This is a genomic window from Nitrosomonas sp., from assembly GCF_020852615.1.
In the GTDB taxonomy this organism is placed as follows: Bacteria; Pseudomonadota; Gammaproteobacteria; order Burkholderiales; family Nitrosomonadaceae; genus Nitrosomonas.
Map to the genome: position 1 here is coordinate 142,393 of NZ_JADZAJ010000005.1, position 26,591 is coordinate 168,983.

Here is a 26,591-nt window from a genome sequence, read left to right on the forward strand (position 1 = left end):
TATCCCGCCTCCTGATTGTTTATCAGACTCAACCATAACTGGAGACCGATATGACAACATTTATACGTATTCTTGCTTTTGCAGCTTTATTCTGGACCGGAATCGTGCTGGCTGATGGTAATCACCACGCCACATATGATATTGATCAGGAAAAACTCGGAAAAGTACACTTCCCGGTATCTTGCACACCTGCTGCACAAATTCAGTTTGATAAGGCTCTGGCAATGTTGCACTCGTTCTGGTATGACGAGGCGGAAAAAGCTTTTCAGCGGGTTATCTCGATTGATCCGGGCTGTGCCATGGGGTATTGGGGAATTGCCATGAGTCTTTACCAGCAGTTATGGGCAACCACACCAACCATGGAAGAAATGCAGCGGGCACACGATGCACTGGCACAGGTACAGCCATCCATGATTAAAACCGCGCGGGAAAAAGCCTATCTGGGTGCAATTGCCATCATCTATCCGGTAACAGAGAATGGCCATGATTACAGTGCACGCAAGCTGGCGTATGAACAGGCCATGCAACAGATTGCTGAACAATTTCCGGATGACAGCGAAGCCACACTGTTCTATGCGCTGGCATTGATTTCCAATGCATCACTGGATGACAAAACCTTTACCCGGCAAAAACAGGCATTGCATTTGCTGCAACGTATCCTGAAAAAAGAGCCGCATCATCCCGGCGTGGCACACTACATTATTCACAGCAGTGATTATCCTGAACTGGCTGCAGCCGGGCTGGATGCCGCCCGTGCTTATACGTATATTGCACCAGCAGTACCACACGCTTTGCACATGTCCTCGCATATCTTTGTCCGGCTGGGGCTGTGGCAGGATGTCGTGCAATCCAATCTGGCTGCTTGCCGGGCCTCTCAGGAACATGCTTCAGATAACTACGGAGATGACATTCACTATAAGGACTATCTGCTGTATGCCTATTTACAGTTGGGTGAAACGGAGAAAGCACGTGCAATTGTGCAGGAAATACTGACGACAGATCAGGCGCATCCGCATAACACCACAATTGCCTACGCCTTTGCTGCTATTCCGGCACGCTTTGCTGCCGAGCGTGGTGACTGGCACGCAGCAGCCGGATTGAGCGTTCATCCGGCAAATTTTCCATGGCAGCAGTTTGGCTGGTGTGAAGCACTCACCCACTTTACCAGAGGGATGGGAGCGGCCAGAACCGGTGATACAGACGAGGCACGACAAAGCCTGCAACGATTAACCGTGTTGCGTGATCACGATTACACTGCGCATCAGGATTACACTGCCGGCCAAATTGAAATCCAGCGTTTGACAGTGGCTGCCTGGATTGCACTGGCAGAAAATCATGCTGAAGAAGCACTGCAACTGATGCATGCAGCGGCTGATCTGGAAGACTCAACTGAAAAAGATAATGTCACCCCGGGTTCCATCCTTCCGGCACGTGAATTACTTGGGGAATTATTGCTGACACTGGATCAGCCTGCAGCTGCACTTAAGGAACTGGAAGCTTCCCTGCAACGTACACCTAACCGGCGCAATAGCATTTCACTCGCAGCCAGAGCTGCAAAGAAGGCGGGTGATCTACCCAGGGCAGACCGCTATGAACGGCAATTTCAGGCGTTGCAGTACAAGGAACCGGGTTAATTTGTTTTCGTTATTCAGCTTTTCAATCCGCGATAGCCAATATCCCGGCGCATCTGGCAGCCATCGAAATGAATATTTTTTACAATGGCATACGCTTTGGATCGCGCCTGCTGAATAGTTTCACCCAGAGCTGCCACACTCAGCACGCGCCCACCTGCAGTCAGGATTTGCTCTCGATTTTCACTGCTTGTAGTGGTGCCGGCATGAAAAATATGAAATTCATTAGCGTTACGCTGATCCGCCATTGCGCTTTCCAGTCCATGAATAACATCATTTTTCCTGGGATTGTCCGGATAACCGTGAGCGGCCATGACAAGGCATAAAGCAGCGCGAGTATCCCACTCGGCATTGATTTGATCCAATGTGCCACTGGCAGCGTGATTGAGCAGCGTAAACAAATCTGTCTTCAGTCGCAGCAAAATGACTTGAGTTTCCGGGTCACCCAGACGGCAATTAAATTCCAGTACCCTGATATCTCCATGAGGAGAGATCATCAGCCCGGCGTAAAGAAATCCTGTGTAAGGCTGCGCCTGCTGTGCCATGCCACGGATGGCAGGCATAATAATGGCTTGCATGATTTTGTCATGCAAATCCGGGGTAATAACGGGGGCAGGAGAATAGGCTCCCATACCGCCCGTGTTCGGCCCTTCATCATTATCCAGTAAACGTTTGTGATCCTGGCTGGTAGCCAGTGGTATGACATTTTCTCCATCTGATAACACAATAAAACTGGCTTCCTCGCCTGCCAGATATTCTTCAATCAGGATCTGCGACCCGGCTGCACCCAGTTTGTTGGCAACCAGCATGGTATCAATGGCGGAATGCGCTTCTTCCCGTGTTTGCGCGATGATGACGCCCTTACCGGCGGCCAGTCCATCCGCCTTGATCACAATCGGGACATCGTGCTGACCAATATAGCGATGGGCAGCTGCGGCATCACGGAATGATTCGGACATTGCTGTCGGTATGCCGTGCTTTAACATGAACGCCTTGGCGAAACTTTTGGAGCCTTCCAGTTGCGCGGCATAGCGGACAGGTCCCACTATCTTCAAACCGGCTGCCTGGAAGGCATCGACAATACCTTCAGTCAATGGTGCTTCCGGGCCGACGACAGTCAGATCAATTTTTTCCTGTTGCGCAAACGCTACCAGATCAGGGATAGCAGTCACCGGAACATTCTTTAATCTGGATTCCAGCGCGGTTCCCGCATTACCGGGAGCAACAAAAACAGTTTCAACCTGCGGGGATTGGGCCAGCTTCCAGGCAATAGCATGTTCTCTGGCGCCGCTGCCAATTACGAGTAGCTTCATTATTGGTTCAAATGGAATTTAAAAATGCGCAGTCGCCACTTAATGCCTGAAATGCCTGACACCGGTAAAAACCATGGCTACCCTCTGTTCATTGGCGGCAGCAATGACTTCTTCGTCGCGAATACTGCCACCGGGCTGGATCACAACGCTGGCACCAGCCTGCGCAAGCACATCCAGACCATCCCGGAACGGGAAGAATGCATCGGACGCGACAACTGAACCATGCAGATCAAGATTGGCCTGACCTGCTTTGATCGAAGCGATACGTGCGCTGTCCACCCGGCTCATCTGACCGGCGCCGATCCCCAATGTCTGGCCATTAGCACAAAATACGATCGTATTGGATTTGACGAATTTCGCTACCCGCCAGGCAAACAGGCAATCCTCGATTTGTGCGCTGGTGGGTTTGATTTGTGTTACTACCTGCAACTGATCGGCTGTGACGTTGAGATCATCCGGTGTTTGCACCAGTAATCCACCATCAACCCGCTTCAGATCATAGCGATTACCATGCGTACCGAGCGGAACGGTAAGCACGCGGATATTGGCCTTGCTGGCCAGAAGCTGTCTGGCTTCTGCACTGAATTCCGGTGCAATGATGACTTCGACAAATTGCTGCAATATGGCTTTGGCCAGATCCGCTTCAACTGGGCGATTAAGCGCGATAATGCCGCCAAAAGCGGATACCGGATCAGTGGCAAATGCCTTCTGGTAAGCAGCCGGCAGATTTTCCGCAACTGCTACTCCACAGGGGTTGGCGTGTTTGACGATAACGCAGGCTGGCTGGTCAAAAGTTCTGACACAGGCCCAGGCTGCATCAGTATCGGCAATATTGTTATATGACAATTCCTTGCCCTGCAATTGCTGATAATCTGCCAGACTGCCGGCAACATCGGCAATATCACGATAAAACGCAGCCTGTTGATGCGGGTTTTCACCATAACGCAAGGATTGAGCCAGCGTGAAACTGAGATTGAGTTGATCCGGGAAAGGTTTGCGCCGTGAATCTGCTGATTCCAGTGCAGTCAGATAATTGCTGATGGCGCCATCATAGTGAGCAGTATGCGAAAAGGCTTTTTTGGCCAGCTGAAAACGATAATCCTGATCTACTGATCCGTTACTGGCGCGCATTTTTTCCAGCAATATCCCGTAATCCTGCGGATCGGTTACAACAGCCACTCGCTGGAAGTTTTTGGCAGCTGCCCGGATCATGGTTGGGCCACCGATATCAATATTCTCAATCGCCTCTTCAAACGAACAATCGGGCCGGGCAATTGTTTGGCTAAATGGATAAAGGTTAACCACTACCAGATCAATTGTCGGAATTTGTGCCTGTTCCATCGTCTGCCGGTGCTCAGGTAAATCCATTCTGGCGAGAATACCCGCGTGTACTTTGGGATGCAGCGTCTTGACCCGGCCATCAAGCATTTCAGGGAATCCGGTATAGTCACTCACTTCAATAACAGGAATTCCGGATTTTTGAAGTAACTTTGCAGTGCCACCGGTTGAAAGAATCGTAATGTTGAACTGATGCAGGACTGTTGCCAGTTCAACCACACCCGTTTTGTCCGAAACACTGATTAATGCCTGTTTTATATTCATTTAAAAATTATCCGATCTGATGTTTGATTAACCGGTTGCGCAAGGTATTGCGATTGATACCAAGTAAATCAGCTGCTTTACTCTGATTGCCCTGAGCGTATTGCATGGCGATTTCAATAAGTGGTTTTTCCACACTGTGTATTACCATTTCATAAATGGGGCATGGTTTTTCACCATCCAAATCCTGAAAATAGGCTTCTACTGCCCTGCGAACGCAAAGTGCAATTTCATTTTCGTTGATTACAGTCATGCCTCAATGGCCTCTTCATCAATATAGGTAAGGGTGTGACCCTGATCGGCGAGTTCAGAGAAGAATTGCTGCGTGGCCGACAGCTGTTCTTCAACGGTTGCGAGACGATTCATCGCATGGCGAAAAGCGGCAGAGCCGGCAAGTCCACGCGTATACCAGGAGATATGTTTGCGTGCTATCCGTACGCCAGAATATTCGCCATAGAAAAGATACAGCTCTTGCAGGTGATCAATCAAAACACGCTGAATTTCAGCCACTTCAGGAGAAGGCAGGAAATTTCCTGTCGTCAGATAATGATGGATCTCCCGAAAAATCCAGGGTCTTCCCTGAGCAGCCCGCCCAATCATGACAGCATCAGCACCGGTATATTCAAGCACTTCCTTCGCTTTTTCCGGTGTATTGATGTCGCCATTGGCGATAATCGGGATATTGATCGCCGCCTTGACAGCGGCAATAGTGTCATATTCAGCCTGTCCCCGGTAAGCACAGGCACGTGTACGGCCATGAATGGCTAACGCCTGTATACCGCTGCTTTCCGCAATCCGTGCAACACTGACTGCATTTTTATGCTGCGTATCCCACCCGGTTCTGATTTTCAGTGTTACCGGAACATCTACGGCCTGCACTACCGCATCAAGAATCCTGCTGACCAGAATTTCATCTTTCAGCAAAGCTGACCCTGCCATCACATTACAGATCTTTTTGGCCGGGCAACCCATGTTGATATCAATGATTTCGGCACCCTGATCAGCATTGTGGCGTGCAGCCTGTGCCATCATGGCCGGATCTGCCCCTGCGATCTGTACCGAAACCGGCTTTACTTCTCCTTCATGGCTGGCACGGCGCCGGGTTTTTTCTGATCCATACAGCAGGGAATTACTGGAAACCATTTCCGATACAGCCATCGCAGCTCCCATCCGTTTGCATAGTTGCCGAAAGGGACGATCGGTCACTCCCGCCATGGGAGCTACGACCAGCTTATTTTTAAGCGAATAGGAACCAATTTGCATGTGGCAGACAAAGCTCGTTATAAAAATATTAGGGGGGAAACCCGGCGGCTGCAAGGTAATGCCGGCCACCATACAAATTCAGCGAACCTGATTGAAAAACCGTCTCAACTGCCAGAGGTGAGTAAATCCGGGCTGTACGTTCCGGGGGAATGCGGAATTATCCAACAAACCAGCCTTTACTGCCAAATATCATCTGGCGCGCCACCCATTGCCGGGCTGGCGGCAGGATATCCAGCGCTGTCAGTCCCAAGCCATTGCAAGCCTGAACCAGTGATATGTCTGCTGTGAACAGTTTTACCAGAGAATCCGTAAATAGCCGGCTCATATGTTTATCGCCCTGACGCCGCCTGCTGTAGGCCGCCAGCATCCTGGCAGAACCTGGTTCACCCGGTGTGTCTGACGGGATACGGGTAATTTCACTGGCAAGTTCCCATGCATCACGCAGCCCAAGATTGAAACCCTGACCGGCGACCGGATGAAGGGTCTGTGCAGCATTCCCGATCAGGACAGACCGATGGCCAATGATAGTCGATGCATGTTTAAGAATCAGCGGGAAGCTTGAACGCTGACCAACACAGATAAAATCACCCACACGATTGCCGAATTGCTCGTGCAGATGCAGCAGAAACGACTTGTCATCCAGTTTCAATATTTTATTTGCGGTGGCAGCGGGCATCGTCCATACCAGCGCATATCCTTCACTTGCCGGCAGTAATGCCAGGGGCCCATTCAGCGTAAAACGTTCAAATGCCGTTTCCGGCAAGGCTGATTCAACCTTGACATTAGCCACAATGGCCATCTGCCGATAGTCATGGGCATAATATCGAACCCCATCAATCTGCTCCGCAAGTTTTCCACCATCTGCCAGCACCAGCAATTTGGCACATACCTGTTTGGTTACTCCTGCCTGCTGGTACGTTACCTGCGCCAATGGCAAATCAGTTCGAACGGCAGTTACCAGCGCATTGATCCGATAAACGGCACTGCTGCTCCGCACCGCTTGTCCCATGGAATGATAGAGATTATGGTAGTTAACTACATACCCCAACTCCGGGACATCGGCATCTTCCGGCGTAATAACGGTATGGCCGAAATAGCCCCGGTTAGAAATATGAATTGTGGTAATGGGTGTGGGCTGTATCAGGTTTTTCCAGATACCCAGCCGTTGCAGAATTAACCGGCTGCCGTATGAAAGCGCCAGTGGACGCGGATCATCCACTTTTTCAGGCAATTCACGTGCCTCCAGCAGCAGAACTGAAAATTCATACTCGCGCAAAGCCAGTGCCAGCGCCATTCCAACCGGGCCACCACCTGCAATGACAATATCAAATTGCTCAACTACCATCATTACTTAAACAAGCTGATTGACCAGACATGCTGACTTTATCCCCTGCTTCCCAATCTATGATTTTTTACCGGCAGCGCGACTCAGCTGACCCGGCATGGGCATCCAGCCCTTCTCCTTTTGCCAGAATAGAGGCTATTTCACCCAGTCTGGATGCTCCGGTCGCTGAAACCTGGATCAGGCTGGTTCGTTTCTGAAAATCATATACCCCCAGTGGTGAGGAAAAACGTGCTGTGCCGGAAGTGGGAAGAACGTGGTTAGGTCCGGCACAATAATCTCCCAGCGCTTCACAGGTATATCGCCCAAGAAAAATTGCACCGGCATGCCGGATGCTGTCCACCCATTGCTCTGGCTGATCAACGGACAGTTCCAGATGCTCAGGCGCAATCCGGCTGGCAATTTCACAGGCTTCTCTCAGATTGCGTACATGAATCAAGGCACCGCGATTTTCCAGTGAAGCACGAATAATGGCCCGGCGTGGCAGTGTATCAATCAGGCGGGAGATGCTGTCTGCCACTGCGGCAAGAAATGATTGATCCGGGCTCAGTAAAATTGATTGTGCCTGTTCATCATGTTCGGCCTGTGAAAACAGATCCATGGCAATCCAGTCCGGATTGGTTTTTCCATCACAGATCACCAGAATTTCTGATGGCCCTGCCAGCATATCAATACCGACTGTGCCAAAGACATGCCGTTTTGCTGCTGCCACATAGGCATTACCTGGCCCGACAATTTTATCCACCCTGGGAATGGTTGCCGTACCATAAGCCAGAGCGGCAACGGCCTGTGCCCCTCCAATGGCGAAAACACGATCCACTTCACAGATTGCAGCGGCGGCCAGTACCAGCGGGTTTTTCTCGCCTTTGGGCATTGGCGTTACCATGATTAACTCCCCGACACCAGCCACGCGAGCAGGAATCGCATTCATCAGTACGGAAGAAGGATAAGCCGCCTTGCCTCCGGGAACATAAAGTCCCACCCTATCCAAAGCGGTAATCTTCTGTCCCAGCCGCGTACCGTCCGGTTCAACATAATCCCATGATTGGGATAACTGTTTTTCATGGTAGACCCGTATACGAAAAGCAGCCTGTTCCAGCGCGTCGCGCTGTGCTCTGCCCAGAGCCGACAGCGCAGATTTTAATTGATCCCGTGACAGCTCAATTTCTTCAACCCGGGTAATTCCCGGGTTATCAAAGCGGCGTGTAAATTCAAGCAGTGCATCATCCCCATGAGTTCTGATCTGACGCAGAATTTGGGTTACAGTTCGCTCGATCTCACTATCGACAGAAACTTCAAAACTCAACAATTTGTCAAGCTCTGCCTGAAAATTCACATCGGCTGATGACAGCTGCCTTATTTGAATCATGGTAATTTTGGAATCGCTGGATTACGGGTTTTCTGGAATCGCCGCACTGAAGGCTTCCAGTAATGGCTGTATCGTGGTGTTTTTCAGCTTCAGTGCTGCCTGATTAGCAATCAGGCGGGCTGAAATCGGCATAATCTCTTCGACTGCATGTAAATGATTGGCTTTGAGTGTACTGCCGGTTGAGACCAGATCGACAATGGCATCCGCCAAATCAACCAGTGGCGCAAGCTCCATCGAACCGTACAGCTTGATCAGATCGACATGCATCCCTTTTGCAGCAAAATGACTGCGTGCAGTTTTTACGTATTTGGTAGCCACACGCAAGCGGGCGCCGCGAAATACTGCCGAGGCATAATCATAATCATCCCGTACTGCAACCATCATGCGGCATCGGGCAATTTTCAGATCAAGCGGCTGATACAGCCCAATGCCGTCATGTTCCAGCAGCACATCTTTCCCGGCCACACCCAGATCTGCCGCTCCGTATTGCACATAGGTCGGTACATCTGTGGCACGCACCATAACAAGTCTGACATCCGGTCGGTTGGTCCCAATAATCAGTTTACGCGAGGAACCGGGATCATCGCTCGGAATGATCCCGGCCGCCTGCAGAAACGGGATGGTGTCTTCAAAGATCCGCCCTTTGGAAAGGGCAATGGTAATGTCGGACATCAACAGTCGTTATCCAAGATTTGCCGCAGCAAATTCCCAGTTAATCAGTTTGTCGATTACCGTGTTGACATAATCAGGACGGCGATTCTGAAAATCCAGATAGTAGGCATGTTCCCATACGTCAATCGTCAGCAGCGGACGAATGCCACGCGTCAGAGGCGTATCTGCGTTACCCGTTTTAATGATGGTTAATTTGGACCCCTCCTGGGCAAGCCAGGCCCAGCCACTACCAAATTGTGTGACAGCCGCATTGGCAAACTCCTGTTTGAAAACCGCCACACTGCCAAAGGCTTCTTCAATTTTCTGTTTCAGTGCGGCAGGTGGCTCCCCTCCTCCTTTGGGGCTGAGGCTGTGCCAGTAAAACATGTGATTCCAGATTTGTGCTGCATTATTAAAAATACCTGCTTTATCCGCCTGGCCGGCTGTAGCTGTGATGATCTGCTCCAGTGACTGCCCGGCAAACGCCGTTCCTGCAACGAGCTTGTTCAGGTTATCAACATAGGCCTTGTGATGTTTGCCATAGTGAAAGCTCAGTGTGTGCGCGGAAATAACCGGCTCTAATGCATTATCGGCATAAGGAAGTGGTGCCAGCACGTAGGCATCTCCTGATTGCGCAGCTTTCGAAAAATTATCCAAATTAGTACTCATTTTCTCTCCTTTATTTCTGAAAATGGATTTTAATATTGAAAACATAAGGTTGGACGATATAAATGGGAAAAATTATTGACTGTTGTTTGTCACTTCAGTTGCGAAGGTTACCTGATTGTATCCGGCCAATCTCGCAGCTTCCATTACTGTGATTACCGATTGATGCGTTGCCTTTGCGTCAGCACTGATAATGATGATCGGATTTTCCTGGTTTCTGGCCGCCCCCTGTAAAGCATCACGCAGACCTTCAATACTGGAAAACTTAATCGGAACAAGGTTAACCGTATAATTCCCTGTTGCACTGACTGACACATCTATCACCTTTGAGGTATCCGGGGCCTGGTCGGCTTCAGTGGCGGCAGCCTGGGGTAATGTTATTTCCAGCTCTGAGAATTTTGAATACGTTGTGGTAATAACCAGAAAAATGAGAATTACCAGCAACACATCAATCATTGGTATGAGGTTGATCTCCGGCTCTTCTTTTTTTTGTCCTCGTTGAAAGTTCATTGATATCTTTCCGGATAATAGATCAATAAAAAACAGCCGGTTGTCATCTTTCTGCTGGAATTACGGTAGCGGATATAAACGTTACGCTCCCGAAACTTGCGGGTTAACAGACTTATTCTAGTTTATTATTACCACTTTCACCATGCCCAGGCATATTTTGAACTGTTCCTGTTTTCTGTAGAAGGTTGCATGTGGATCATCCAGTAGTCAGTATTGTAATGGGCAGCAGCAGTGATTGGCCGGTCATGCAGCATGCTGCAGATACCCTGAAAAACTTTAATATCCCACACGAAGCCCTGATAATTTCGGCACATCGCACACCTGACAGGATGTTTGAATACGCTGAAACTGCCCGTAATCGTGGAATCAGATGCATTATTGCCGGAGCAGGAGGAGCAGCCCACCTCCCTGGCATGATTGCCGCCAAAACCACTCTTCCTGTTTTGGGGGTTCCAGTTACATCAAAACATCTGCAAGGGGTAGATTCACTTTTATCCATCGTGCAGATGCCAAAAGGGGTGCCTGTTGCCACTTTTGCCATCGGAGAAGCAGGTGCTGCCAATGCCGCGCTGTTTGCCGCCGCCATTCTGTCTGGTGAAGATATTTTACTTGCTGAAAAACTTGATCAATTTCGTAAAGATCAGGCAGCGTCTGTCGCCGCAATGGCCCTCCCGGAATTATGATGTATATAAAACCAGGCGCTATGCTGGGTCTGCTGGGTGGCGGACAGCTGGGAAGAATGTTTGTCATGGCGGCACAGCAAATGGGGTACCGGGTGACCGTACTTGATCCGGCAACCGAGAGCCCGGCCGGAAGTGTTGCAGAACGCCATTTACAGGCAGATTATCTGGATGAACAGGCGCTTGACGAATTAAAATCAACATGTGCTGCGGTAACTATCGAATTTGAAAATGTACCTGCCCGGGCGTTACGTTATCTGGCGGAGCATTGTATTGTCAGCCCCGGTGCTGAGAGTGTTTCAATTGCACAGAATCGGATCCTCGAAAAACAGTTCCTTGCTGAAAATAATTTTCCGATTGGACCATTTACTGTTATCCGCGATGAGCAGGATATTTCCAGGATAGACACATCGCTGATTCCGGGCATACTTAAAGCCAGTCAGTTTGGTTATGATGGCAAAGGACAAATATCAGTTGACGATGCAGGGAGCCTGCCCGAAGCATTCTCAAAACTTGGAAATAAACCCTGCGTGCTGGAAAAACGGTTACCTCTTGATCGTGAAATCTCCGTTATCCTGGCACGTGACAATCTTAATCAGATTGCTCTATTCCCTGTTCCTGAAAACCGTCATGAACAGGGTATTCTGGATATGAGCATTGTTCCGGCTGCGTTACCGGATGAAATTATTGGGAAAGCACGCACCATTGCTCAACAAATTGCCATACGGCTGAATTATATTGGTGTGCTGTGCGTAGAGTTTTTTGTGCTGGCTGATGGCAAGGTTCTTGTAAACGAAATTGCCCCCCGGCCGCACAACAGTGGGCACTATTCACTAAATGCCTGTATTACTTCTCAATTTGAACAACAGGTTCGTGTTTTATGTGGATTGCCTCATGGCAGTACTCAGCTGATACAAGCTGCTGTCATGACAAATATACTCGGAGATCTGTGGAAAAATGGTGATCCCGACTGGAGTCTGATATTAGGCAATCCCCAGGCCAAATTACATTTATACGGAAAGCACGAAGCAAAACCGGGAAGAAAAATGGGACATTTCACTGTACTGGCAGATACAGTTGAGCAGGCCATGCAGCAATCCACACAAATCAGATCAGCTTTGCGGCGCTGATACGGGATATTTATAAACGAATAACATCATGTCAAACACAACAGCACTGTTTGAGACCAGCATCACCAGCCTGCCCTTATTACACCGGGGTAAAGTGCGCGATCTCTATGAAGTGGATGAAAATAATTTACTGATTGTACAAACTGACCGTATTTCAGCATTTGATGTGGTGTTACCGACCACGATCCCGGAAAAAGGGAAAATTCTGACAAAAATCTCCCGCTTCTGGTTTGATAAGCTTGCCCATATTATTCCGAATCATCTCACCGGAATCGCCCCCGAAACCGTTGTTCACCCCCGTGAGCGCGATCAGGTTGCAGACCGTTCTTTTGTGGTCAGAAAACTGAAGCCTTTACCTGTTGAAGCCATTGTTCGCGGTTATCTCTCTGGTTCAGGATGGAAAGATTATCAACGCACCGGTACCATTTGTGGCATCACCCTCCCGAAAGGGTTGCGGGAGGCCGATAAAATTCCAGGTGGTGCAATTTTTACCCCATCGACCAAGGCGGAAGCAGGGTCGCATGATGAGAACATCTCCTGCGCTGCCTGCGAACAAATTCTGGGAGCACCATTAGCTTCAGCTGTCAGCAAATATGCTGTGGCACTTTATACAGCCGCTGCTGATTATGCGCTGACACGGAATATTATTATCGCGGATACCAAATTTGAATTTGGCCTGGATAAAGCCAGTCAGATTTATTTGATTGATGAGGCTTTAACACCGGATTCTTCACGCTTCTGGCCCGCAGAAAGTTATGAGCCGGGGAAAACACCGCCCAGCTATGACAAACAATTTATTCGTGACTGGCTGGAACAGACTGGCTGGAATAAGATTCCACCCGCACCTTCTATCCCGGATGACGTTCTTGCCAAAACGATAGAAAAATACCGGCAGGCTTACCAGGTACTAACAAGGTAGCTGAAGGCGGCTTTCTGTTACAAAACGAATCAGAATCATTCAGGCCACTACCCCGCTACTGTATTTCTTCAATCGGAAACGGGCACCCCACTAAAAATCCCTGGATATAATCAATCCCGATTTTTGCCAATCTTTCCCGAATATCCTGCGTCTCAACCAGCTCACCTATTGTTCCAATTTTTAGGGCATGTGCAAATTTGCTGATATTTTCAACTTTTTTCAGATCTTCCGCATCACGCAATATGTTACAGATCAGGCTGCCATCTATCTTTAAAAAATCAGCCCGAATATGCTTCAGCAAATCAAACGAACTGCGATCATGGTTAAAACTGCATAACGAAATAAGGCAGCCAGATTGCCGTAATTTTTTTACAAATTGAGCTGTGTTTTGCAAATTATCCATTGCATCAGCTGTTTCAATTTCGAAACATAGTTTCCCCGGTTCAATTTTGACAGCGTTCAGCAATTGCCGAATATGATCAGCAAACAGTGGATCGTTTAACGTACTCCGTGCCAGATTAATCCCAAACGAAACTCGCGATCCCTGTTTCTGTTTAGCAATGTAATGAATTATTTTTTCAGCCACCCACTTATCTAAACGTGGCATCAGGTTATATTTTTCAACAAAGGGCAGAAAAGCACCCGGAGGAATCAGGTTGGATTCCTCCTCCGCCATTCGTATGAGTACCTCATAGCAAATTGGCACTTCCTGATCCGATCTTGCAGCAACTATGCTTTGGCAGTACAGATGGAATTCATTCTGCTCGATAGCCTGAATAATTCGCTTTGAAAAATCTACAGACACCCAGGCTACTTGTTGATCCGTGTTCTTACCTGAAATCTGTGTATCTTTAGTTCCCTGTAATTGCTTTTGCCAGGCCGCTACCTGATCTCCCATATTTTGCGGCAGTATTTCCCCTTTTTTCATTAATCGCGGAGTGTAAAGCATATAAAACCCTATCACCCTGCCAGCCGAATCAAAGTGCGGCATAAAATGACCTGTAACCAGACACGCTGACTGATTTGCAAGTTGCTGAACATATTGGTTCTGTACAGTCTCTCCTGAGAGTACGCGTTCAATAGCAACACCAATATCAAAAAATAACGATTGATTAAAAAATTCTTTAAGGAATCTGTTTTCCACTTGCTCAGATCGTAATCCAAACCATTGCCGGAAGGCCCGGTTGTGGTACTGGCACTGTTGCTCTGTACTAAAATAAGCGAGCATTACTGGAAAGTTTTCATCTACGATCTGTAGCTTTGCCTTACTCTCTGAAGAAGTTTTTTCAGCCCAGAGCCGATATTTAATCTCATTAGCCAAGCGCTCTTTTTGTGCTGCTAATTGCGCGAATTGCTTTGCAAAAACTTTTTCGGTATGTGCAATTTGTACAATCATCACCAGAATTGCTGCCAGCAGGATTACCCATAATCCGGCAACAATATATGAGTCAGTCGTAATTAAAGAATGATCCAATGCAATTAATAAAGCCATGACAACAACTGCTGCCATGGCCGATAAGAAAGGTTTAATCGCACTGATTTTTGAAGTGGTACGCATAGCCATATTCAGGAGCATTTATCGAAATACTTATTCCCCAAAAAACTGACAGCAAATTAGCTGTAAACACTCAGCGGGTGTACTGAAGCCCAGAATTTCCAGAAATCACCAGGCGTTACTACAAAATCCCGGGTGGCATTTTCATTGACTGCAGTCAATTTTAATTGCCGAATTTTTTTCTTTCTCAGGGCCTGGAGTAATGGTAAAAACCAGTTTTTTTCCAGGTTAACCAACTCGTTCCGCCAGCTGTACGCATCCCTGTATTGAGCATATTTCTGCAGATCATCCAGCACAATCAATTGCCTGCCCACGTTACTGGAATGATTGAGTAATGCATCTGCATCTTTCGGTAAAGGATGGTGCATACCCCCCCCTGCTTCTGCCAAAGCCCGGGTAAATAAGTTATTTCCCCAAACGCTGTCATAGGTTGAATGTATCTTTGCAGGCCGGACTCCACCTCCCCACACCCACAAACTGTTTATTGGCAGCTCACCTCGCATTTCTCTGGCCTGATTTATCGGGTGCTCATAAAAAATCATCTGGATTTCATTAATCCTGCTGTTCCAGCTCCTGCTGTTTTTTCCCTGCGGCAAAAGGTTGTTGATGTTTTTCCCGGCAGCTTCGCTCAATAAAAATGTTTTTAAATCCGGAATCTCATTGCATTTCAGGTACCAGCGATTGGGGTGAAGGGGCAGTAAAGCTGCTCCATCATCTGAAAGAAGCTTATTGATACTATCGGCAAGAGAATTTGCTTCCTTTAAGGAAATATTCAGAATGTGACTATCTCCAAGGAGTATGTGGTTATTTTCGATTCGCAAATAAACCGGATCAGCTCGCAGCCAGTAATTTTCTCCAATTTCAATTTTATTTTCTTCATGTAACAGCATGATCGAAGCTACAGGCCAATCATGTTGTTTATCAACATTAAAATTTTTACATAGCCAGGATTCCAATACCTGCCCTGCAGCTGTAGCACTATCACTTTTAGCCAGAATAGTTTCCAAAGCGGGCAATTTCAAATCACGATAGATATCAGTTAGTGATCTATCCGGCCAAAACATATCAGGAATAAATAAATGCAGATTCATTTAAAGTAAAAAAATAAAAGACTTGAAAATAAATAATTATTGTGACTTGAAGATATGTATTTTTCAGCCCGGCTATAGATCTTATCTACTGCTTAAGTATCTCGCTGTTATGCTCTGTGTACATTGCTTCATCTCGTACCATCCGGTTTCAGAGGCACCTTTATAAATTAATAAGAACCATTAGTTGCATATTTGTCAGATTTGAATATAATTTTAAGAATCGTTCTCATTATTAAATGCAGGCATAGCTGGCAGGCCTTAAGTATAGAACGTGAATCTGAAAACTATTCGACAAAAAATATCTTTCATGTATATTTGTTTATGCAAGGGCGTAACTGATCGTGATATCTGTCAGGCTGTAAAACAGGGCGCTGTAAGGATGCGTGATCTGAGAAGCAGCCTGGGTGTTACCGGACAGTGTGGTGTTTGTGCTTGCCGTGCCAAAATGACGCTGGATAAAGCATTAAGCCAGGAATTTGCTCAGCAGGCTGGTGTCAGGTCATTGTAAAAACCGTACCCGGTTTGCCGGTATTTGTTAACAGTTCATTTATAGAGAAAAACCATGAAAGGGAATGCCGATATTATTCGCTGGCTAAATCGTCAGTTACAGCATGAATTGACTGCGATCAATCAATACTTCCTTCATGCGCGTATGTATAAAAACTGGGGATTTAACAAACTGGGATCGCATGAATATCACGAATCTATTGAAGAGATGAAACATGCAGATCAATTGATTGAACGTATTCTTTTTCTTGAGGGGCTGCCTAATCTGCAAGAACTTGGCAAGTTATTGATTGGTGAAAATGTACAAGAATGTATCTCTTGTGACTTAGAGCTGGAGCGTACTGCCAGGGAAACACTTATCAGTGCAGTCGCCGCTTGTGAAACAGCTCAAGATTTTGTCTCACGTGAAATTTTCAAGGAAATTCTGGAAGATACAGAAGAGCATATTGACTGGCTGGAAACTCAGCAGGATATGGTTCAAAGTATCGGGTCACAAAACTGGCTGCAAAGTCAGATTTAATTTTCTGAGCGTATTTCACTGGTGGCCAGGTTGTAAACCGGTTCTGTCTGTCTATGCAGACTGTTAAAGATCAGGATATACAGTAGAATACTGTGCATAGTGAACTAGGTTTATTACTATGACTATCCATTGTACCCAGTGCAACAGCGGTCGTGTCTACAGGTCAAGATTAAGACCTGGTGAGCGTACTCCCGCCCATTTATTGCTGGCTCCTTATCGCTGTCGTGACTGCAAAACGCGTTTCTGGGGGCGGGACAGCAATGCCTATCTGGTTACTGCTGTAGGAATAGGTAGTGTACTTCTACTGGGCTCCCTTACTTGGATAGGATTTTCTTCTGATGAATCAGTAGAAAGAAGCCCGCTGTTACAGCCACAAACAGCATCTACCATAGATTCACTTCAATCCAGTTCCCAACTTCCCTCTCCCAGCCCGTCAGCCAAACCGACACTTACTGAAGCAATTGCACGTGGAGAGAATATTGATCTTCAGTCAGTTAAAAGTGAGAACACAAACATTTTACCTAATCCGGACGATAACCGGCTTTATACAATTAATTTATTCCTTGAAAAAGCAAAAAAAGGTAATGCGGACGCCCAATACCAATTGGGTATTCTGTATCTAACCGGGAAAGGGACACTTCAGGATTTTTCAGAAGCGTCAAAATGGTTTATTTCTGCAGCTGAACAAAATCACCCACTTGCACAATATGAGCTGGGGTTGCTTTATCAAATTGGTCAGGGTGTGGAAATGGATAACGAAAAAAGTTATATGTGGTTGAATCTGGCAGCAGCTGCTGGTATAGAACAGGCTGCACTTGCTCGAGACAAGGTCATGCGATTGCTTAGCCGTACTCAACTTGCTTCAGCACAAAAAGCGGCCCGGGAATGGCTTACTTCCAGAAATAAATCTGAAAAATAAATTCCTTCCCCGAGCTTGATAAATCAGTAAAAAACACTCCAGCCTTTAGAGTGCTTTTACCATATCCTCAACAACCTTTTTGGCATCACCGAATACCATCATGGTCTTGTCCATATAGAAAAGATCGTTATCCAACCCTGCATAACCAACAGCCATACTGCGCTTGACAACCATCACTGTGCGCGCCTTATAGGCTTCCAGAATCGGCATTCCGTAAATTGGACTACCCTGCACATTTGCAGCCGGGTTAACCACGTCGTTTGCACCCAGTACAAGAACAACATCCGTATTCGGGAAATCACTATTGATTTCGTCCATCTCCTGTACCATCTCGTAAGGAATTTCAGCCTCTGCAAGTAAGACGTTCATATGCCCCGGCATACGGCCTGCAACAGGGTGAATGGCAAAACGTACATTGATCCCTTTCTTATGTAGTGCCTGCGCCAACTCTTTAACTGCATGTTGTGCACGTGCAACCGCCAGCCCATACCCGGGAATGATGATAACGCTATCCGCATTCCCCATCAGGAATGCCGCATCATCTGCGCTACCGCTACGATAGGATTTCTGTGTGCCATCATCAACACTCTGACTGCCGCCATCGCTACCGAAACCTCCCAGAATGACAGAAAGGAACGGGCGATTCATGGCCTTACACATGATATAGGAAAGAATTGCACCAGAACTGCCCACCAGCGAGCCCGCAATAATCAGCATCGGATTCCCGAGTGAAAAGCCAATTCCTGCAGCTGCCCATCCGGAATAGGAATTCAGCATTGAGATCACAACTGGCATATCTGCACCGCCAATTGGAATAATGATAAGGAAACCAAGCAGGAAAGCAATAGCAGTCATTGCTGAAAATGCTGTCCAGTTTGTTGCCTCGCTAAAGAAAAACCATAATCCGAAACCGATCATAACAATGGCCAGTAACAGATTGATCATGTGCTGACCACCAAAAATAATTGGTGCTCCACTCATCCGGCCGGACAGTTTAAGAAATGCAATAACAGAACCGGACCATGTCATGGCGCCAATGAAGGTACCCAGAAAAAGTTCGAGTTTGTTGCCGGTTGGCAATATTTCAGGCAAATCAAATGAAGCCGGATTATTAACGGCTGTAATTGCAATAAATACTGCAGCCAGACCAACAAGTGAATGCATAAATGCAATCAGTTCCGGCATAGCCGTCATCTGGATACGCTGCGCTATAATTGAACCAATGATTGCACCAATAGCGATACATCCCAGAATTAGCCCCCAGTTTCCGGTAATCGTCAATGTAGTAGATACAGCGATAGCCATACCCAACATGCCAAGAAGATTTCCGCGGCGAGCAGAAAGAGGTGAACTCAACCCCTTAAGTGAGAGAATAAAAAATACAGCTGCGACCAAATAGGCAAGAGCAATAAAATTAACAGACATTTAGGCTTTTCCTTTTTTGTCTTTTTTCTTAAACATTTCCAGCATCCGCTGAGTAACCAGAAATCCACCAAATACATTGATAGATGCCAGAATAACGGCAGCAGCCCCCAACCAGGCACCCCAGTCAGCCTCAGTAGATCCGGCTGCCAGCATTGCCCCTACCAGAATGATGCTGGAGATGGCATTGGTCACGGACATTAAAGGGGTGTGGAGAGCTGGCGTCACATTCCACACTACATGGTAACCAACGAACACTGCCAGTACAAATATTGTCAGATTAACAATCGTTGGATCGACTTCTCCAATCATATGTTTTCCTTATAGAAATTCATAAATTTTTATGAGTACAGCAAGTGTTCACTTATACCTTGCCAATTACTTCCCCGGCAATACAGGCCAGGCTGCCATTGATAACCTCGTCTTCACGATCTATTTTGAGCTCACCGGTTTGTGCATCAAGTATCAGATTCAGAAAATTCAGCAGATTACGTGCATATAACGCACTGGCATCGGCTGCCACCAATCCGGGTAAATTCGCAATACCCACCAGATGTACGCCGTGTTTAACCACTGTTTTACCCAATTCTGATAATGGGCAGTTCCCACCCGCCTCAACCGCCATATCAACAATGACTGACCCCGGCTTCATGGCCTTAACTGTTTCTTCACTGATGAGAACAGGTGCAGGTCGCCCTGGAATCAGAGCTGTCGTAATAATAATGTCAGCAGCAGCAGCGCGATCCTGAATCAACTCACCTTGCCGGCGTTTATAATCCTCCGACATCTCCGATGCATACCCGCCAGCTGTCTCGGCTTTGGCTTTTTCTTCATCCGTCAGTGGAACTTCCACAAACTTTGCCCCTAAACTCTCAACCTGTTCCTTGACTGCTGGCCTTACGTCAAAAGCTTCAACTACAGCTCCCAGCCGTTTGGCAGTGGCAATAGCCTGTAACCCGGCCACACCCGCCCCCAGAATCAGCACACGCGCTGCCTTAACTGTACCTGCAGCCGTCATCAGCATGGGGAAAAATTTCTGGTATATATTAGCAGCCAGGATAACTGCTTTATATCCGCCAATATTGGCCTGGGAAGAGAGAACATCCATACTTTGCGCTCGCGATATACGCGGTAATTTTTCCATCGCAAACGCAGTTATCCCATGCCTGGCTACAGATTCGAGTTCCTCCAGATGATGTGGTGCAAGCAAGCCAATAAGTACGGCATCCTTTTTCATTAGTGCCAGCTCACTTATTTCCGGCCCTCTCACTTTCAGCACAATCTGAGATTGCTCATATAGCTGCGAAGCAGAAGAAACAACAGTAGCACCTGCTTCCTGAAAGGCCGAATCCGGAATACTCGCACCAACACCAGCACCTGACTGCACCAGAACGATATGCAATCCCTTGGCAGTTAATTTTTTGACAGTTTCCGGCGTGGCCGCCACGCGCGTTTCCCCTGCACGTGTTTCAGCAGGTATGCCTATGTGCATGGATATTCCCCCTTATTATTTTGATAATTCATTGATTAGAATTGATATAAATTTAATTAATGCTGGATTATAAATCAATTTACTGTTGATTAAATCTCGGTGGCATTTTCTGCCCGGTCAGGAAATTCAGTTACCGCCATGTTGCAGACAGTGACCGATCCACCGGCCTGTCAGCTTCTCCTGAACACTATTTTGGCGTAAACGTGATGCCAGCCCGCTAAAATCAACCATATCCAGCGGCTGATCCTGGTTAAAACAGGAAAATACATATGTGACCTCCCCCGTTACCGGGTCTTTCTGCGGCTGCAGACACTGTGCACAAATCTCTTTCATCATGCATTGCATCGGGGAATTGATCGAGCCAACTGCAAAATGTTCCGCCTTAAGATAAGGAGCAAGCTGCTGATGCCGTGCCGCACCGACAGCAGCCATCATACGATCGGAACCGATAACAATAATACGATCAGCTGCCTGCATCGGAATCGGTATACGGCCAAGTTCACCCCTGGCATAAGCCACCATCGCCTGCACAATATTCCCGACATAACTCAGATCACCCGGGCGGGAAGGCTGAAACCCGGGTGCCTCGTCACTGCACCAGACAATGGTATCCGCTGCTGCTTCTATTTCTGCCACCTTATAACGATCTGCCAGCTTTTTGTATCCGGCAAAATACAGAACCCTGCAACCGGCAGCACGTGCGGCAGCACCAATAGAGAATAACACCGCATTACCCAGACCGCCGCCAACCAATACAACGGTTTCATTGGATTCAATCTCTGTTGGAGCACCTGTCGGGCCCATCAGTACGACCGGTTCGCCTGGCTGCAGCAAAGTGCATAAATTTGCTGATCCTCCCATTTCCAGTGCTATCAGCGAAACCAGTCCTTTGGATACATCAACCGAAGCACCGGTGAGTGCGATACCTTCCATCGCAAGACGAGTCTCTCCAGAAATTTTGGCAAGTGATGCATAATTCTGGAAGCGATAAAACTGCCCCGGGTGAAAATGACGTGCTGCCTGCGGGGCATGAACAACAACTTCTATGATGTTTGAGGTCAGTCTTTCCACCTTATGCACAGTAGCACGCAACAATCCTCCAACTTCAGCAAAAAACCGGGAAGGAGCCTGTGCTGACGCAGGATCGACTTGAGCCAGCACCTGGCTTACTACAGGATACCCCTGCTTAGCGCTCGCCATTGCCTTAACCACATTTCCCGAATAAGACGGATGCAAATCACCGAAGAAACTGATAAAGCGTCCGTCATCAGAGCAACTTAACAATACTGCCGGTATTTCCGGTTTAGGGTTACTCCGAACCGCATCAAGGGGGTTGCCCTGCTCATCGCAGGAAGCGAAATAGCGCCCGTTCAGCTTGAAATTTTGTGCATCTTCACGCGCCAGAACTGTATTTGGCTGAGTTCCCGCAGCCACCAGGATTGTACGCGCAGGCAGAGTAACCTCTCTGGTTTTTTGCCAGCTGCCTTCCTCATTTACCTCCTGTACCGTAAAGTGAATGGATTGAACATGTTCCCACTGATCAATATCAATTCTCGCTGGTGTCAGACCCTCTGCAAAATATATTCCTTCTTCCAGTGCCTTCTCTACTTCTTCGTGATTCAGCGTATAAGAAGGGCTGTCGATCAACCGTTTCCGATAGGCAATCATGGCACCACCCCAAGATTGCAATAATGCGGCAACACGAGGCTCACGCCCTTCCAGCGCAGCTAAAGCCTTTTCGCTGCGGATGGCTTGCGCATGTCTCATAAATTCTTCCGCAATCTCGCATTCTTCACTATCCCAGTTCACGCGCACCGCTTCTTCACCCTGTACGGCGGCCAGTATTTCATAGCGCTGCAGGAATTTTTCCACCTGAACCGGATAATAGGCCAGTGCTTCGGTCGCTGCATCAATAGCCGTCAGCCCCCCTCCAATTACTACAACCGGTAAGCGTAACTGCATATTGGCAATGGAGCTGCTCTGTGCTGCACCTGTCAGCTGGAGAGCCATCAAAAAATCGGAAGCTGCACGCACACCGCGTGCCAACCCGTTGGGAATGTCCAGAATTGTTGGGCGCCCTGCACCTGCTGCCAGTGCAATATGATCAAAACCAAGATCCCATGCATCTTCAACAGTTAGTGTGCCACCAAAACGCACACCACCAAACAGGGCAAATTCCGAGCGACGCTCCAGCAACAAACGGATCAGTTTGAGAAAATTCTTATCCCAGCGGACTGTTATGCCATATTCAGCGACACCACCGAATCCGGCAGGCAACCGTTCCCCCAGATCTTCACCCAGTTGTTTTACATCAAAAATTGGTACAAAGGCACTGCGCTCACCCGCTATATTTATCCCGGACACCGCAGCCGATAAAGGCTCTATTTTTAACCCATCGACCCCTACCACAGTATGCCCATCATTCATCAGATGATGCGACAGCGTATAACCCGCCGGCCCCATACCGACCACCAGCACTTTCCTGCCGGTTGCCGCTTTAGGATAAGGTCTGAGAAAATCAAGAGGATTCCAGCGCGTCAACAAGCTGTAAATTTCAAATCCCCAGGGCAATTCAAGTACATCTTTCAATGTCCGTGTCTCAGCCTGAGGAATATTGACCGGATCCTGCTTCTGATAAATACACGATTTCATGCAATCATTACAGATCCGATGGCCCGTTCCGGCACACATTGGATTATCCAGCACAATCATAGCCAGACTGCCGATTGCCACCCCCTGTGATTTCAGTTTATGAAATTCTGAAATCCGTTCTTCCAGCGGACAACCGGCCAGCAATACACCCAGATCATTTTTTTTGAATGCTTTAACTTCCGGAGTTTCTTTTGATTTTTGTAAAAATCCTTTTGAACAGGAATCTTTGCCCTGTTCATGGCACCAGATACAGTAATTGGTTTCATCCAGAGCACCTGTTAAATCAGTTCCCTGATCAGTCAGCGAAAACCCTTCCCGATGCCGGGTATGGTCAAGACTGTGAACCGTATATCCATTCAGGTCATTACTCGTCAGCGACAACAGATGCCGGGAATCTAGTTTACGCGGAGATTTAAACAAAATACCCTGCCGGGTATGCGCCTGCCCTTCGGGGGTACGTAACGCCCAGGCAGCATATTGCAATGCAAGTTCAAGTTGTGCTGCATGCTTGGCTTCATCTTCCAGCCAGCGCGCAACATGAGACGCAAAAACCAGCTCCGAAAAAGGCTGACCAAATTCTTTGGTTAACTTCTGTTCAAGTGCCACCCCATCCAATACCTGCAATACCTCATCGCTCACTTTGCCCCTGGCTTTCCGCTGTACAAACTGCCGTTTGCAAAAATAGAGCGGAGCAAGCTCGTGATGGCGTGCTGCCAGCGCATTTACCTCGGCTTTAATACCAAACAGTGTTGCGATGAAATCCTCCAGCCAGGGGGCAATCTCAATCAGCAAAGCAGATTCATCTTTTTGCGCCAGTTGCTCAGGGTTCTGACGACCGCGAATCAGCTGATCATGTAATGGGGCATCACCTTCCCTAAGAAAATTCAGGAACAGCTGATCAAGCTTGACCAGTCCATCACGCTCATATAACTCGGGAAAAGACATACCAAACCCGAGCGCGAGTACAGCATCAGAAGTCGTTGAAGGATTATTACGTGTTGATCGGAAATCAATCATGTTTTTAATCAGTAATTGGGTATTTTAGATACGGATACGAGGGGTGAGATAAACCGAAACCAGCTGATAACGTAATATGTGATTCAGCAGATACCCGATCAGGAATTACAAATCATGCCAGCAGCAACAGTGTTGTTGCTGACTTCATCAATCAGGATAAAACAACCGGTTCCACGATTTTTTGTGTACTCGTCAATAACGAGCGGCTGCTGCACTTTCATCCCGATCCGGGCAATATCATTCATAACCAGAGTGTCAGCCACCTCATGATTCATGGTATTGATATCAACCCGATAATCAATACGACCAATCAAACCTTTAACCATACGTGTCGTATGCTTGACAATATATTTCCGGCCGGAATCAAATGCCTGTTCAGACAGCCAGCAGAGTATGGCATCGAATTCCCGGGTAATTTCGGGCTGTCCGCCACTGCTGACCAGCATATCTCCTCGAGAGATATCCAGATGATCTTCAATTGTCAGGGTAATGGATTGCGGAGCAAATGCTGTTTTCAGAGTATCGTTATAAAAAAGGATTTCCCTGATATGCGACGTCAAACCGGAAGGCAGCACTGTTACAGGATCCCCTACCTTGACAGATCCGGATTCAACCCGTCCCATATAGCCACGGAAATCATGCATGGCCTCTGTTTGAGGACGTGAAACCCACTGTACCGGAAAACGGAAATCCTGCGTATTGATATCGTGTTCTGTATTGATCGTTTCCAGATAATCCAGCAAAGGCTTTCCTGAGTACCAGTTCAGATTATCTCCGCGCTCCACGACCATATCACCCGCCAGCGCGGACATCGGAATATATTCAACAGAGCGCAGCCCTAATGCCTGTAAAAAAGGAGAAAACTCGGAGCGAATCTGGTTGAAGATATCCTGGGAATAACCAACCAGATCCATTTTATTGATCGCCACCACCAGATGAGGAATCCCCACCAGGCTGGCAAGGTAAGCATGCCGTCTGGACTGTGTCAGAACCCCTTTGCGTGCATCAATCAGAATAATTGCCAAATTTGCTGTAGAAGCGCCCGTTACCATATTACGGGTGTACTGCTCATGGCCAGGTGTATCAGCGATAATGAATTTACGCCTGGGGGTGGTGAAATAACGATAAGCCACATCAATAGTAATCCCCTGCTCCCGCTCTGCCTGCAAACCATCAGTAAGCAGCGAGAGATCCATTTTCTCCATCCCTCGTTTGTTGGAAGTTCTGGCAATGGCACTCAGCTGATCCTCGAAGATAGACTTGGAATCATGTAACAGACGCCCTATCAGCGTACTTTTGCCATCATCCACACTTCCAGCTGTAATAAATCGCAGTAGCTCGGCATGGTCGAGGCCGACATTTTCAACGACTGACATGTTTCAGAAAAACCTATGAAGATAAAAAATAAAATTGAAACTGCCCGGCGGTACGCTAAAAATAACCTTCCCGCTTTCGCAACTCCATTGACGCTTCGGAAGTCTGGTCATCCATGCGTGTTGCGCCGCGCTCGGTAATCCGAGTTAACGCTGTTTCCGCAATGATTTCTTCAACATTTCTGGCATGAGAGGCTACCGGGCAGGTACAGCTCATATCCCCGACGGTACGGAACCGTACCATTATATTTTGCACATGCTCTCCTGCCTTAGGCTGAACCAGATATGACACCGGCACCAGACTGTTATCCCGCACAATCACCTCTCTTTCATGTGCGTAATAAATTGAAGGAATTTCAAGCTGTTCCCGTCCAATGTATTCCCAGATATCCAGTTCTGTCCAGTTACTGATCGGAAAAACCCGGATATTTTCACCCGGGTGTGTCCGGGTATTGTAGAGACTCCATAGCTCCGGGCGCTGATTCTTGGGATCCCACTGCCCGAATTCATCACGAAATGAAAAAATACGTTCCTTTGCACGTGCTTTCTCTTCATCTCTGCGGGCGCCGCCAATACAGGCGTCAAATCCGAATTCCTCAATCGCGTCCAGTAGCGTAATTGATTGAAAAGGATTGCGGCTCTGGCCTTCAGAGCGTAAAACAACTCGACCGCGCTGAATGGAATCTTCCATACTGCGTACTATCAGACGTTCTCCCAGATTTTTTGCCCGGTAGTCACGAAACTCGATAACTTCCGGAAAATTATGGCCGGTATCGATATGCATCAGCGGAAAAGGAAAATGGCTCGGACGGAAAGCCTTTTCAGCCAGCCTCAACAAAACGACTGAATCCTTTCCACCGGAAAAAAGCAGTACAGGGTTGGTGCACTCTGCAGCCACTTCCCGCATGATATGGATCGCTTCACTTTCCAGTGCATCCAAATGAGTAAAATTTAACCGTTGATTCATCTT

Annotated in this window: 24 protein-coding genes; 7 read left to right on the forward strand and 17 right to left on the reverse strand. The window is 47.6% G+C overall.

Annotation, left to right across the window (positions count from 1 at the left end):
• Positions 1-50: 50 nt before the first annotated feature.
• Entirely contained in the window at positions 51-1,634 is a 1,584-nt protein-coding gene (locus IT527_RS00790) for a hypothetical protein (protein WP_292965204.1), read from the forward strand.
• Positions 1,635-1,648: 14 nt separating this feature from the next.
• On the opposite strand, the gene purD is transcribed toward IT527_RS00790, so the two are convergent.
• The 9 genes from purD to IT527_RS00835 all read right to left on the reverse strand — a co-directional run bounded on the left by purD (position 1,649) and on the right by IT527_RS00835 (position 10,344).
• The gene (gene purD / locus IT527_RS00795; protein WP_292965206.1) at positions 1,649-2,944 is read right to left on the reverse strand and encodes a phosphoribosylamine--glycine ligase; all 1,296 of its coding nucleotides are present in this window, start codon (positions 2,942-2,944) and stop codon (positions 1,649-1,651) included.
• 39 nt (positions 2,945-2,983) lie between these two features.
• On the reverse strand, positions 2,984-4,546 hold the full coding sequence (gene purH / locus IT527_RS00800) for a bifunctional phosphoribosylaminoimidazolecarboxamide formyltransferase/IMP cyclohydrolase (protein ID WP_292965208.1): 1,563 nt from the start codon (positions 4,544-4,546) through the stop codon (positions 2,984-2,986).
• Positions 4,547-4,553: 7 nt separating this feature from the next.
• Positions 4,554-4,796: a helix-turn-helix domain-containing protein gene (locus IT527_RS00805; RefSeq protein WP_292965210.1), complete on the reverse strand. Its 243-nt coding sequence runs from the start codon at positions 4,794-4,796 to the stop codon at positions 4,554-4,556.
• Complete coding sequence (dusB, locus tag IT527_RS00810; RefSeq protein WP_292965212.1) at positions 4,793-5,806, reverse strand: tRNA dihydrouridine synthase DusB; 1,014 nt, start codon at positions 5,804-5,806, stop codon at positions 4,793-4,795. The genes IT527_RS00805 and dusB overlap by 4 nt, the downstream gene beginning before the upstream one ends.
• Positions 5,807-5,963: 157 nt before the next feature.
• Positions 5,964-7,154, reverse strand: coding sequence for an FAD-dependent monooxygenase (locus IT527_RS00815; protein WP_363278039.1), 1,191 nt, complete (start codon positions 7,152-7,154; stop codon positions 5,964-5,966).
• A gap of 64 nt (positions 7,155-7,218) precedes the next feature.
• Positions 7,219-8,517: a histidinol dehydrogenase gene (gene hisD / locus IT527_RS00820; RefSeq protein WP_292965214.1), complete on the reverse strand. Its 1,299-nt coding sequence runs from the start codon at positions 8,515-8,517 to the stop codon at positions 7,219-7,221.
• Positions 8,518-8,538: 21 nt separating this feature from the next.
• Complete coding sequence (gene hisG / locus IT527_RS00825; RefSeq protein ID WP_292965216.1) at positions 8,539-9,189, reverse strand: ATP phosphoribosyltransferase; 651 nt, start codon at positions 9,187-9,189, stop codon at positions 8,539-8,541.
• A gap of 9 nt (positions 9,190-9,198) precedes the next feature.
• Positions 9,199-9,837, reverse strand: a complete 639-nt coding sequence (locus IT527_RS00830; RefSeq protein ID WP_292965218.1) for a superoxide dismutase — start codon at positions 9,835-9,837, stop codon at positions 9,199-9,201.
• A 72-nt stretch (positions 9,838-9,909) separates the two neighbouring features.
• Entirely contained in the window at positions 9,910-10,344 is a 435-nt protein-coding gene (locus tag IT527_RS00835) for a biopolymer transporter ExbD (RefSeq protein ID WP_292965221.1), read from the reverse strand.
• Positions 10,345-10,535: 191 nt separating this feature from the next.
• On the opposite strand from IT527_RS00835, the gene purE reads away from it, so the two are divergent.
• The 3 genes from purE to IT527_RS00850 are packed head-to-tail and all read left to right on the forward strand — an operon-like array spanning position 10,536 to position 13,073.
• A complete protein-coding gene (gene purE / locus IT527_RS00840; protein ID WP_292965223.1) occupies positions 10,536-11,027 on the forward strand; it encodes a 5-(carboxyamino)imidazole ribonucleotide mutase in 492 nt (163 codons plus the stop codon).
• Positions 11,027-12,154 (forward strand): 5-(carboxyamino)imidazole ribonucleotide synthase, encoded by a 1,128-nt coding sequence (locus tag IT527_RS00845; RefSeq protein WP_292965267.1) that lies wholly within the window; start codon positions 11,027-11,029, stop codon positions 12,152-12,154. Before purE ends, IT527_RS00845 begins: the two co-directional genes overlap by 1 nt.
• Positions 12,155-12,182: 28 nt before the next feature.
• Positions 12,183-13,073 carry a phosphoribosylaminoimidazolesuccinocarboxamide synthase gene (locus IT527_RS00850; protein ID WP_292965225.1) on the forward strand — a complete coding sequence of 297 codons (891 nt, stop codon included), beginning with the start codon at positions 12,183-12,185 and terminating at the stop codon, positions 13,071-13,073.
• Positions 13,074-13,128: 55 nt separating this feature from the next.
• Here the strand turns inward: IT527_RS00850 and IT527_RS00855 are convergent, their stop codons facing one another.
• Together IT527_RS00855 and IT527_RS00860 are read right to left on the reverse strand one after the other, a co-directional pair.
• Complete coding sequence (locus IT527_RS00855; protein ID WP_292965227.1) at positions 13,129-14,631, reverse strand: EAL domain-containing protein; 1,503 nt, start codon at positions 14,629-14,631, stop codon at positions 13,129-13,131.
• A gap of 56 nt (positions 14,632-14,687) precedes the next feature.
• Positions 14,688-15,518: a hypothetical protein gene (locus IT527_RS00860; RefSeq protein ID WP_292965229.1), complete on the reverse strand. Its 831-nt coding sequence runs from the start codon at positions 15,516-15,518 to the stop codon at positions 14,688-14,690.
• Between the two features lie 508 nt (positions 15,519-16,026).
• On the opposite strand from IT527_RS00860, the gene IT527_RS00865 reads away from it, so the two are divergent.
• From IT527_RS00865 to IT527_RS00875, 3 genes are all read left to right on the forward strand, one after another.
• The gene (locus IT527_RS00865; protein ID WP_292965231.1) at positions 16,027-16,227 is read left to right on the forward strand and encodes a (2Fe-2S)-binding protein; all 201 of its coding nucleotides are present in this window, start codon (positions 16,027-16,029) and stop codon (positions 16,225-16,227) included.
• A 54-nt stretch (positions 16,228-16,281) separates the two neighbouring features.
• Positions 16,282-16,746: a bacterioferritin gene (bfr, locus tag IT527_RS00870; protein ID WP_292965233.1), complete on the forward strand. Its 465-nt coding sequence runs from the start codon at positions 16,282-16,284 to the stop codon at positions 16,744-16,746.
• Between the two features lie 202 nt (positions 16,747-16,948).
• On the forward strand, positions 16,949-17,665 hold the full coding sequence (locus IT527_RS00875; RefSeq protein ID WP_292965235.1) for a tetratricopeptide repeat protein: 717 nt from the start codon (positions 16,949-16,951) through the stop codon (positions 17,663-17,665).
• A gap of 45 nt (positions 17,666-17,710) precedes the next feature.
• Here the strand turns inward: IT527_RS00875 and IT527_RS00880 are convergent, their stop codons facing one another.
• From IT527_RS00880 to cysD, 6 genes are all read right to left on the reverse strand, one after another.
• Positions 17,711-19,090 carry an NAD(P)(+) transhydrogenase (Re/Si-specific) subunit beta gene (locus IT527_RS00880; RefSeq protein WP_292965237.1) on the reverse strand — a complete coding sequence of 460 codons (1,380 nt, stop codon included), beginning with the start codon at positions 19,088-19,090 and terminating at the stop codon, positions 17,711-17,713.
• Complete coding sequence (locus IT527_RS00885) at positions 19,091-19,399, reverse strand: NAD(P) transhydrogenase subunit alpha (protein ID WP_292965238.1); 309 nt, start codon at positions 19,397-19,399, stop codon at positions 19,091-19,093.
• A gap of 52 nt (positions 19,400-19,451) precedes the next feature.
• Positions 19,452-20,579 carry a Re/Si-specific NAD(P)(+) transhydrogenase subunit alpha gene (locus IT527_RS00890; RefSeq protein WP_292965240.1) on the reverse strand — a complete coding sequence of 376 codons (1,128 nt, stop codon included), beginning with the start codon at positions 20,577-20,579 and terminating at the stop codon, positions 19,452-19,454.
• Between the two features lie 126 nt (positions 20,580-20,705).
• The gene (locus IT527_RS00895; RefSeq protein ID WP_292965241.1) at positions 20,706-24,248 is read right to left on the reverse strand and encodes an FAD-dependent oxidoreductase; all 3,543 of its coding nucleotides are present in this window, start codon (positions 24,246-24,248) and stop codon (positions 20,706-20,708) included.
• Positions 24,249-24,346: 98 nt separating this feature from the next.
• Positions 24,347-25,624: a sulfate adenylyltransferase subunit CysN gene (gene cysN, locus IT527_RS00900; RefSeq protein ID WP_292965243.1), complete on the reverse strand. Its 1,278-nt coding sequence runs from the start codon at positions 25,622-25,624 to the stop codon at positions 24,347-24,349.
• A 55-nt stretch (positions 25,625-25,679) separates the two neighbouring features.
• The gene (gene cysD, locus IT527_RS00905) at positions 25,680-26,588 is read right to left on the reverse strand and encodes a sulfate adenylyltransferase subunit CysD (protein ID WP_292965244.1); all 909 of its coding nucleotides are present in this window, start codon (positions 26,586-26,588) and stop codon (positions 25,680-25,682) included.
• Positions 26,589-26,591: the final 3 nt, after the last annotated feature.